This window comes from Vibrio sp. 10N.261.52.A1, assembly GCF_002876325.1.
GTDB classification, from domain to species: Bacteria; Pseudomonadota; Gammaproteobacteria; order Enterobacterales; family Vibrionaceae; genus Vibrio; species Vibrio chagasii.
The window spans coordinates 1-2,016 of record NZ_MCYD01000112.1; the positions used below are offsets into that span (position 1 = coordinate 1).

The 2,016-nt window shown below is 46.5% G+C and carries 2 protein-coding genes; both read right to left on the reverse strand.

Annotated features, from left to right (window positions below):
- Positions 1 to 1,393, reverse strand: a 1,393-nt coding sequence (locus tag BCT81_RS01435; protein WP_102423052.1) for a cache domain-containing protein, incomplete at its 3' end; no start/stop codon positions are given.
- On the reverse strand, positions 1,383 to 2,016 hold a 634-nt coding region (locus BCT81_RS01440), incomplete at its 5' end, for a sigma 54-interacting transcriptional regulator (RefSeq protein WP_133152486.1). The genes BCT81_RS01440 and BCT81_RS01435, both read right to left, overlap by 11 nt.

Below are 2,016 nucleotides of genomic sequence, written 5' to 3' on the forward strand. Positions count from 1 at the left end.
GGATTACCGCTGTTGGATTGTTGATCTCGTGAGCAATACCTGCGGTTAGCTCACCGAGCGCTGCCAGTTTCTCATTGACCACCAGCTTATCTCTAGCTTGATTTAGCAGCTTGATATGCAGCTCGAGTTCTTCGGTTTTCTCTTTCAAACTAGCGGTGCGAGAATGGACTTTACACTCGAGTTCTAACGCCGCTTGTTGAATCTCTTGATTGCGCTCATGCAGCAGATCCAACATCTTGTCGAATTGTTTAGCAAGTAAGGTAAGCTCATGTTGATCATCCAGTCCTAACGTACCAATTCGCTTGTCTTGCCCCATCTGTACTAGCTTCACCACTTTATGAATGCGTTCGATAGGGTTGAAAAGATCGCGCGCACCTCTGTGAACGATCAAACCTGAAACAAGCAACAACAGAACGATAGTTATACTGATTTCGCCAAGGTTAGTCAGGTAGGTTTCAATGAGCGGCCAGATTAGGTAACCCGTATATAGCATGCCGATCACGTTGCCAAACTGGTCGTGAATTGGTTGATAAGCCGTGATGTACCATGCATCGTATACATATGCTCTGTCGAGCCACTCTTTGCCCTCGTTTAAGACTTTAGAGTGAACCTCGTGAGAAACTCGCGTACCAATTGCACGCCCTACACTGTCTTCACTGCTTAATGGCACGTTAGTGCTCACACGAAGGTCGTCAAGAAATACGGTGACGGTTCCTACATGACGGTTGAAGCCCTTTCTCTGCGGATAGATCAGGTTGCTGATTTGATCGACCAACTGAGTGCTGTTATTCAACAAGATCCCGCCATCAAGAAAGCCGATCACATGATCATGTTTATCTTTAATAGATACGATAGTACGGCTAACCAAGCCACGTGTTTCAACATCATGACCATTAAGCATCGGAACCTCTGCCTTTTTTGCAAGATCACGATCTAAGTAATCGAGTTCACTACTGTCTAACACACTGAAAAACGATGATTTATGTGTGAGATTCAGATATTCAAGCTTCTTTTCCATGCTTTCTACGCTGCGCCAGCGTAAAAAATCGAGCTCGTATCGTGACTTATTCTCTGAGACCCAACGAATGAGTTCATCTTGAGGCACGTCGTTCGCAAGCTTCATTCGAAAGTTGTAAGACTCAGCAAATGCGCGCACGTTATAAGCTTGTTGGTTTTGAATCAGATGAATACTGTTGTCTGCGACGTCGAGACGTTCATCAACATCGATCAAAGCGCCTTGCCACGTATAGTGAACAGACCAATAAAAGGTGATCGCAACGAGCGCGCACAGTGTAAGAAAGATCGGTGCTGACGTGAGAAACAGTAAACGGTAGCGCACCATGGTTTTGAAGCGGAACGCCCACTTTGCCCACCACTGACGTCTAATCGGCATATTCTGAGCCTTCTGTGTTCCAGTCTTTGTATTTGCGTTCTAAGGTTTTACGAGCAACGCCAAGGTCTCTTGCCGCTGCAGACTTATTACCATCGTGAAAACTCACAAGCTGTTCGATATGTGCTTTCTCCACTTCTTTAAGTGTCCAAGTGTTTGGATAGCCTTCAGCAGCGTCCGTTGTATTTAAGTTCGGCACTTCAGCACCATGTGACACCGTCACTGAAATGCTCGCAGGTGCCGGGTCGCCATTTATCTCTCGCCAATAGTGAGCTGGTGGTTTGTCTAACAGAATGCAGCGCTCCACGAGGTTTTTAAGCTCGCGAATATTGCCCGGCCATTCGTATTCATTCATCGCTAAGATATCTTCATGTGCCCAATTAGGTATCGGCATACCTAATTCACTCGATAAAAGGCGCGTAAAATATGGAACAAGCTCAATCAGATCGGATGGTCGTTCGCGTAACGGAGTCACATCAATCTTAAGTACATTGAGTCGGTAAAATAGGTCGCGGCGGAAGTGCCCTTTTTCGACCTCCTCCTGAAGATTCCTGTTGGTTGCCGCGACAACACGAACGTCTACGGATATCTCTTTCTCGCTGCCGACGGGGCGAATGGTACGTTGC